Annotated in this window: 5 protein-coding genes; all 5 read left to right on the top strand. The window is 63.4% G+C overall.

Annotated features, from left to right (window positions below; translation table 11 throughout):
* Positions 1-3,606, top strand: a 3,606-nt coding sequence (rpoC, locus tag ACIP1U_RS31950) for a DNA-directed RNA polymerase subunit beta' (protein WP_400323764.1), incomplete at its 5' end; no start/stop codon positions are given.
* Positions 3,607-3,795: 189 nt separating this feature from the next.
* The gene (recQ, locus tag ACIP1U_RS31945) at positions 3,796-5,643 is read left to right on the top strand and encodes a DNA helicase RecQ (protein ID WP_400323761.1); all 1,848 of its coding nucleotides are present in this window, start codon (positions 3,796-3,798) and stop codon (positions 5,641-5,643) included.
* Between the two features lie 336 nt (positions 5,644-5,979).
* Positions 5,980-6,357 (top strand): 30S ribosomal protein S12, encoded by a 378-nt coding sequence (gene rpsL / locus ACIP1U_RS31940; protein ID WP_010810460.1) that lies wholly within the window; start codon positions 5,980-5,982, stop codon positions 6,355-6,357.
* 229 nt (positions 6,358-6,586) lie between these two features.
* Positions 6,587-7,057: a 30S ribosomal protein S7 gene (gene rpsG / locus ACIP1U_RS31935; protein WP_010810459.1), complete on the top strand. Its 471-nt coding sequence runs from the start codon at positions 6,587-6,589 to the stop codon at positions 7,055-7,057.
* Between the two features lie 117 nt (positions 7,058-7,174).
* Positions 7,175-8,524, top strand: a 1,350-nt coding sequence (gene fusA / locus ACIP1U_RS31930; protein ID WP_400323755.1) for an elongation factor G, incomplete at its 3' end; no start/stop codon positions are given.

Below are 8,524 nucleotides of genomic sequence, written 5' to 3'. Positions count from 1 at the left end.
TTTTTTTTTTTTTTTTTTTTTTTTTTGGTGCTCGAGGCCTTCCAGCGTTCGGGCATCAAGCCCGAGTGGATGATCCTCGAAGTGCTGCCGGTGCTGCCGCCCGAGTTGCGCCCGCTGGTGCCGCTGGACGGCGGCCGCTTCGCGACCTCTGACCTGAACGACCTGTATCGCCGCGTCATCAACCGTAACAACCGCCTGAAGCGCCTGCTGGAGCTGAAGGCGCCTGAGATCATCGTGCGCAACGAAAAGCGCATGCTGCAGGAAGCGGTTGACTCGCTGCTGGACAACGGCCGTCGCGGCAAGGCGATGACCGGCGCCAACAAGCGTCCGCTGAAGTCCCTGGCCGAAATGATCAAGGGCAAGGGCGGTCGTTTCCGTCAGAACCTGCTGGGCAAGCGCGTCGACTACTCGGGCCGTTCGGTCATCGTGGTGGGCCCGACGCTGAAGCTGCACCAGTGCGGCCTGCCCAAGCTGATGGCGCTCGAGCTGTTCAAGCCGTTCATCTTCCACAAGCTGGAAACGATGGGCATCGCCACCACCATCAAGGCGGCGAAGAAGGAAGTCGAAAGCCAGACCCCGGTGGTGTGGGACATCCTCGAAGAGGTGATCCGCGAGCATCCGGTGATGCTGAACCGCGCGCCGACGCTGCACCGCCTGGGCATCCAGGCGTTCGAGCCGGTGCTGATCGAAGGCAAGGCCATCCAGCTGCACCCGCTGGTCTGCGCGGCGTTCAACGCCGACTTCGACGGTGACCAGATGGCTGTCCACGTGCCGCTGTCGCTGGAAGCGCAGATGGAAGCCCGCACCCTGATGCTGGCGTCCAACAACGTGCTGTTCCCGGCCAACGGCGACCCGTCGATCGTGCCGTCGCAAGACGTGGTGCTGGGTCTGTACTACACGACCCGCGACAAGATCAACGGCCGCGGCGAGGGCATGACCTTTGCCGACATCAGCGAAGTGATCCGCGCCTACGAGAACAAGGAAGTCGAACTGGCTTCGCGCGTGAACGTGCGTATCACCGAGTATGAGCTGGTCGACAAGGACGCCGAAGGCGACGCCCGTTTCGCACCCAAGATCACGCTGCAGGCCACCACGGTCGGCCGCGCGATTCTGTCCGAGATCCTGCCCAAGGGCCTGCCGTTCTCGGTGCTGAACAAGCCGCTGAAGAAGAAGGAAATCTCGCGCCTGATCAACACGGCGTTCCGCCGCTGCGGCCTGCGCGAGACCGTGATCTTCGCCGACAAGCTGCTGCAGTCGGGCTTCCGCCTGGCAACCCGCGCCGGTATCTCGATCGCGATCGACGACATGCTGGTGCCGCCCGCGAAGGAAAAGATCATCGCCGAGGCTTCGGCCAAGGTGAAGGAATACGACAAGCAGTACATGTCGGGTCTGGTGACCGACCAGGAACGCTACAACAACGTCGTGGACATCTGGGGCGCCGCCGGCGACCAGGTGGGCAAGGCGATGATGGAGCAGCTCCAGCACGAAGACGTGGTCGACCGCGAAGGCAAGACCGTGAAGCAAGAGTCGTTCAACTCCATCTACATGATGGCCGACTCGGGCGCACGGGGTTCCGCCGCGCAGATCCGCCAGCTGGCCGGTATGCGTGGCCTGATGGCAAAGCCGGACGGCTCGATCATTGAAACGCCGATTACGGCGAACTTCCGTGAAGGCCTGAACGTTCTGCAGTACTTCATCTCGACCCACGGCGCACGTAAGGGCCTGGCCGATACGGCACTGAAGACCGCGAACTCGGGTTACCTGACCCGTCGTCTGGTCGACGTGACGCAGGATCTGGTCGTGGTGGAAGACGATTGCGGCACCTCCAACGGCGTGGCCATGAAGGCCCTGGTCGAAGGCGGTGAAGTGATCGAAGCCCTGCGCGACCGTATCCTCGGCCGCGTGACCGTGGCCGACGTGGTCAACCCGGAAACCCAGGAAACCGCGATCGAAGCCGGCACGCTGCTGGACGAAGACCTGGTCGAACTGATCGACAACATCGGCGTGGACGAAGTCAAGGTCCGCACCCCGCTGTCGTGCGACACGCGCTACGGCCTGTGCGGCAAGTGCTACGGCCGCGACCTGGGCCGCGGCGTGCTGGTGAACTCCGGCGAAGCGGTTGGCGTGATTGCCGCCCAGTCGATCGGTGAGCCGGGCACGCAGCTGACCATGCGTACGTTCCACATTGGTGGCGCGGCATCGCGTGCGGCAGTGGCATCGAGCGTGGAAGCCAAGGCAACCGGCACCGTGCGTTTCACGGCGACCATGCGTTACGTCACCAATGCGAAGGGCGAACTGATCGTCATCTCGCGTTCGGGCGAGGCGCTGATCACCGATGACCACGGCCGCGAGCGCGAACGCCACAAGATCCCGTACGGCGCCACGCTGCTGGTGCAGGACGGCCAGGCCATCAAGGCTGGCACGCAGCTGGCCACGTGGGACGCGCTGACTCGCCCGATCGTTTCGGAATACACCGGTACGACCAAGTTCGAGAACGTCGAAGAAGGCGTGACCGTCGCCAAGCAGATGGACGAAGTCACCGGCCTGTCGACCCTGGTGGTGATCGACGCCAAGCGCCGCACGGCTGCAACCAAGGGCATCCGCCCGCAGGTGAAGCTGCTCGACGCCAATGGCCAGGAAGTGAAGATCCCGGGCACGGACCACTCCGTGACCATCGGCTTCCAGGTCGGCGCGCTGATTACCGTGAAGGACGGCCAGCAGGTGCACGTGGGTGAAGTGCTCGCGCGTATCCCGACCGAATCGCAGAAGACCCGCGACATTACCGGTGGTCTGCCGCGTGTGGCCGAGCTGTTCGAAGCGCGTTCGCCGAAGGACGCCGCCGTGCTGGCGGAAGTCACCGGCACGACCTCGTTCGGCAAGGACACCAAGGGCAAGCAGCGCCTGGTCATCACCGACCTGGACGGCAATGCCCACGAGTTCCTGATCGCGAAGGAAAAGCAGGTGCTGGTGCACGACGGCCAGGTGGTGAACAAGGGCGAAATGATCGTGGAAGGTCCGGCGGACCCGCACGACATCCTGCGCCTGAAGGGCATCGAAGAGCTGGCGCACTACATCGTGGACGAAGTCCAGGACGTGTACCGTCTGCAAGGCGTGAAGATCAACGACAAGCACATCGAGGTGATCGTTCGCCAGATGCTGCGTCGTGTGCAGATCGCCGACGTGGGCGACACCAAGTTCATCCCGGGTGAACAGGTGGAGCGCTCGGAACTGCTCGACGAGAACGACCGCGTGATCGCCGAAGGCAAGCGTCCGGCGACCTACGAGAACCTGCTGCTGGGTATTACCAAGGCGTCGCTGTCGACCGACAGCTTCATCTCGGCGGCATCGTTCCAGGAAACCACGCGCGTGCTGACCGAAGCCGCGATCATGGGCAAGACCGACGACCTGCGTGGTCTGAAGGAAAACGTGATCGTGGGTCGTCTGATCCCGGCCGGTACCGGCCTGGCCTACCACCGTGCCCGCAAGGCGCGCGAGGCCTCCGAGCGCGAACGCGCCCAGGCGATCGCCGAAGAAGAGCAGTCGCTCTTCATCGAGCCGACGCCGGTGGTGCAGGCGACGACCGAAGGTGAAGGCGACAACGCCTGATCGTGCAGTAGTGATTGCCCGCCGCAAGGCGGTCACAAAAGCCCGGCTGATCCAGCCGGGCTTTTTTTTGTTCACGCGTGTGGCGTGACCTTTCGTGAGAAACGTCGGAGAGTTTGGAAGCCGGGCGCGGTGGCCGGGTTTCTTAGTGGTAAGGTTACGGCTTTTCCGGCTCCAGCAATTCCGCAGTCCATGTCGCAAGCACTGGCGATCCTTAAAGATGTCTTCGGCTACCACGCCTTCCGCGGGCGCCAGGCCGAGATCATCGACCACGTTGCCGAAGGCGGCGACAGCCTGGTGCTGATGCCGACCGGCGGCGGCAAGTCGCTGTGCTACCAGATTCCGGCGCTGCTGCGCCAGCGCACAGGGCAGGGCGTCGGCATCGTGGTATCGCCGTTGATCGCGCTGATGCAGGACCAGGTCGCGGCGCTGACCGAAGCCGGCGTGCGCGCCGCGGTGCTGAATTCGACGCTGACCGGTTCGGAAGCGTCCGCCGTCGAGCGCGACCTGCTGGCCGGCAGGGTGGAAATCCTCTACGTCGCACCCGAGCGGCTGATGACGCCCCGCTTCCTCGACCTGCTCGAGCGGACCCGCGTCGGACTGTTCGCCATCGACGAGGCGCATTGCGTATCGCAGTGGGGCCATGATTTCCGGCCGGAGTACATCCAGCTGTCGGTGCTGCACGAACGCTTCCCGTACGTGCCGCGCATTGCGCTGACCGCCACCGCCGACGCGCTGACGCGCAACGAGATCATCGAGCGACTGGCGCTGGATGACGCCCGCGTTTTCATCTCCAGCTTTGACAGGCCCAATATCCGCTACCGCATCGTCGAGAAGGACAATGCGCGCCAGCAGTTGCTGGCCTTTATCAAGGCCGAGCACGCCGCCGCCGACGGCACTCACGACAGCGGCATCGTCTATTGCCTGTCACGCAAGAAGGTGGAAGACACCGCGGCGTGGCTGGAAGGGCAGGGCATCAACGCGCTGCCCTATCATGCCGGCATGGATCCCGGCACGCGCCAGCGCCACCAGGCACGCTTCCGCGAGGAAGAAGGGCTGGTGATGGTGGCCACCATTGCCTTCGGCATGGGGATCGACAAGCCGGACGTCCGCTTCGTCGCTCACCTGGACCTGCCCAAGAGCATGGAGGGCTACTACCAGGAGACGGGTCGTGCCGGCCGCGACGGTTTGCCCGCGAATGCCTGGATGGCCTACGGCCTGGGCGACGTGGTGCAGCAGAAGCGCATGATCGATGAGTCCGAGGCGGACGAGGCGTTCAAGCGCGTGTCGTCGTCCAAGCTCGATGCGCTGCTGGGTTTGTGCGAAACCGCCGGCTGCCGGCGCCAGCGCATCCTGGCCTACTTCGATGAAGCCAGCGAGCCCTGTGGCAACTGCGACACCTGCCTGGAGCCGCCGGCCACCTGGGATGGCACGCGCGAGGCGCAGATGGCGCTGTCATGCGTGTACCGCACCGCCCAGGCGAGCCGGATCCACTTTGGCGCGACGCACCTGATCGACGTGCTGCGCGGCAATGCCTCGGAGAAGATCAAGCAGTGGGGCCATGACAAGGTATCGACCTTCGGCATCGGCAAGGACCGTTCGGTGCATGAGTGGCATACGGTCTTCCGCCAGCTGATCGCCCAGGGTTTGCTGATGATCGACCATGGCGGCCACGGCGCACTGCTGCTGGGCGAGCGCGCGCGCGAAGTGCTCAAGGGCGAGCGACAGATCATCCTGCGACGCCAGGCTGCCAAGCCGGGCAAGTCCGGCGAACGCGCGGCGCGCGGCAACCGCATCGACCATACCGCGGACATGGATGCCGACACGCTGGCCAACTGGGAGGCGCTGCGCCGCTGGCGCACCGAGGCCGCGCGCGAGCACGGCGTACCGGCCTACGTGATCTTCCATGACGCCACGCTGGCCGAACTGGCGCGCACTGCGCCGGACTCGCTCTCGGCAATGCAAGGCATTCCCGGGATTGGTGCATCCAAGCTGGAGCGCTACGGTCAGGGCATCCTCGACACCCTGCGCGGGGTCTAGCCGCCGCTGGTTTCAGTCGGGTATACGGCTTGACGGTATACGATTCCGCTGCTAGGATGCCAGATTCGAGTTTTTGGCTTCGGATTTCGCTCGCCCGTCGGATAAGTGGCTTTCATGCCGCTGCCGGCAAGCCTTCCGGACCGGTTTTGATGGACCGGTGGCGGCAGATGCGGGATCCGGGTGCCGGCTCGCGCTCTTTGGCATGCTGTTACCGCACAGTCCCGTCCCCAGAGCGCGTCCGCTCATCTCTCCCGCCCAAAAACCCGTAGTTGCCTCTCCAGCCTGGCGCATGCCGGCGCGAGGGGCGTTTTTCGTAAAACCAAGCTGGATTGAACAATGCCAACTATCAACCAACTGGTTCGCAAGCCGCGCGTCTCTGAAGTCGTCAAGAGCAAGAGCCCGGCGCTTGAGAACTGCCCCCAGCGCCGTGGTGTGTGCACCCGCGTGTACACCACGACGCCGAAGAAGCCGAACTCGGCACTGCGTAAGGTCGCCAAGGTGCGCCTGACCAACGGTTTCGAAGTCATTTCGTACATCGGCGGTGAAGGCCACAACCTGCAGGAACACTCAGTCGTGCTGATCCGCGGCGGCCGTGTGAAGGATCTGCCGGGTGTGCGTTACCACATCGTCCGTGGCTCGCTGGATCTGCAAGGCGTGAAGGACCGCAAGCAGGCCCGTTCGAAGTACGGCGCGAAGCGTCCGAAGGCGGCCTAAGCTTAGGGTGCCTGGGTCTGCGAGACCCAAAGCAGCAAACAAACGATAGCCTGTGGCGCGAGTCATGGTGCTGTCACCAGGCGGCGGTACAACGGAGCGCCTTTTTGGCAACCGTGCCGTCGAGTAAGTGGTCACCCGGCGAATTTGCTGTCTATTGCATGCAAGCTAGTTGGTGGCCGGAGAGCGGAAACAACTGACCGCGCTCTCAACTGAATCTAAAGGAAAGAAGATGCCACGTCGTCGTGAAGTCCCCAAGCGGGATGTTCTGCCTGATCCGAAGTTCGGCAACGTTGAAGTTGCCAAGTTCATGAACGTGCTGATGCTGGACGGCAAGAAGTCGGTTGCCGAACGTATCGTCTATGGCGCGTTCGACCAGATCGAAAAGAAGGCAGGCAAGGCCCCCATCGAAGTGTTCTCCGTTGCCATCAACAACGTGAAGCCGGTGGTGGAAGTGAAGAGCCGTCGCGTGGGCGGCGCCAACTATCAGGTTCCGGTCGAAGTCCGTCCGTCGCGTCGTCTGGCATTGGCGATGCGTTGGCTGCGCGAGGCCGCGAAGAAACGCAGCGAGAAGTCGATGGCGCTGCGCCTGGCAGGTGAGCTGCTGGAAGCATCGGAAGGCCGTGGCGGCGCGATGAAGAAGCGTGACGAAGTGCACCGCATGGCCGAAGCCAACAAGGCGTTCTCGCATTTCCGCTTCTAAGCGCGCGATAGCGTTTGTTGGTTGCCGGGCGGGCTGTGTTTTTACACATCTCGCCCGTTTGTGTTAGGGGCGCGGGCCATGAGATGCCGGCGCCTCACGGACGAATAGAGGATTAAAGTGGCTCGTAAGACTCCCATTGAGCGCTACCGCAATATCGGTATCTCGGCTCACATTGACGCGGGTAAAACCACCACGACCGAGCGGATCCTGTTCTACACCGGTGTGAACCACAAGATCGGTGAAGTGCATGATGGCGCGGCCACCATGGACTGGATGGAGCAGGAGCAGGAGCGCGGCATCACCATCACGTCTGCTGCGACCACCGCCTTCTGGAAGGGCATGGGCGGCAACTACCCCGAGCACCGCTTCAACATCATCGACACCCCGGGCCACGTGGACTTCACCATCGAGGTGGAGCGTTCCATGCGCGTGCTGGACGGCGCGTGCATGGTGTACTGCGCAGTGGGTGGCGTGCAGCCCCAGTCGGAAACCGTCTGGCGTCAGGCCAACAAGTACAAGGTGCCGCGTCTGGCGTTCGTCAACAAGATGGACCGTACCGGCGCGAACTTCTTCAAGGTCTACGACCAGCTGAAGACCCGCCTGAAGGCCAACCCGGTGCCCGTCGTGGTGCCGATCGGCGCTGAAGACGGCTTCCAGGGCGTCGTCGATCTGCTGGAAATGAAGGCGATCGTCTGGGACGAAGCCAGCCAGGGCGTGAAGTTCGAATACCAGGACATCCCGGCCGAGCTGAAAGCCACCGCTGACGAATGGCGCGAGAAGATGGTCGAGTCCGCCGCCGAAGCCAGCGAAGAGCTGATGGAAAAGTACCTGGGCGGCGAAGAGCTGACCCGCGCCGAGATCGTCAAGGCGCTGCGTGACCGTACCATCGCCTGCGAAATCCAGCCGATGCTGTGCGGCACCGCGTTCAAGAACAAGGGCGTGCAGCGCATGCTCGACGCCGTGATCGACTTCCTGCCGTCGCCGGTTGACATTCCGCCGGTTACGGGCACGGACGAGGACGACAGCGAGAAGAAGCTCGAGCGCAAGGCTGACGACAACGAAAAGTTCTCGGCACTGGCGTTCAAGATCATGACCGACCCGTTCGTTGGTCAGCTGATCTTCTTCCGCGTGTACTCGGGCAAGATCAATTCGGGCGACACCGTGTACAACCCGGTCAAGAGCAAGAAGGAACGCCTCGGCCGTATTCTGCAGATGCATGCCAACCAGCGCGAAGAAATCAAGGAAGTGCTGGCCGGCGACATCGCCGCCGCGGTGGGCCTGAAGGACGCCACCACGGGCGACACGCTGTGCGATCCGGCTGCCCCGATCGTGCTCGAGCGCATGGTGTTCCCGGAGCCGGTGATCTCGCAGGCCGTCGAGCCGAAGTCCAAGGCCGACCAGGAAAAGTTGGGCATAGCCCTGAACCGCCTGGCAGCTGAAGATGCGTCGTGCCGCGTGAGTAGCTAT

The organism is Cupriavidus sp. NPDC089707, assembly GCF_044748965.1.
In the GTDB taxonomy this organism is placed as follows: Bacteria; Pseudomonadota; Gammaproteobacteria; order Burkholderiales; family Burkholderiaceae; genus Cupriavidus.
Note: the sequence above shows the minus strand (reverse complement) of the source record. Positions and strands in the feature narration are given on the sequence as shown.

Excerpts from the sequence above, each read along its gene's own strand:
- recQ (WP_400323761.1), top strand. The coding sequence starts at position 3,796 with ATGTCGCAAGCACTGGCGATCCTTAAAGATGTCTTCGGCTACCACGCC.
- rpsL (WP_010810460.1), top strand. The coding sequence starts at position 5,980 with ATGCCAACTATCAACCAACTGGTTCGCAAGCCGCGCGTCTCTGAAGTC.
- rpsG (WP_010810459.1), top strand. The coding sequence starts at position 6,587 with ATGCCACGTCGTCGTGAAGTCCCCAAGCGGGATGTTCTGCCTGATCCG.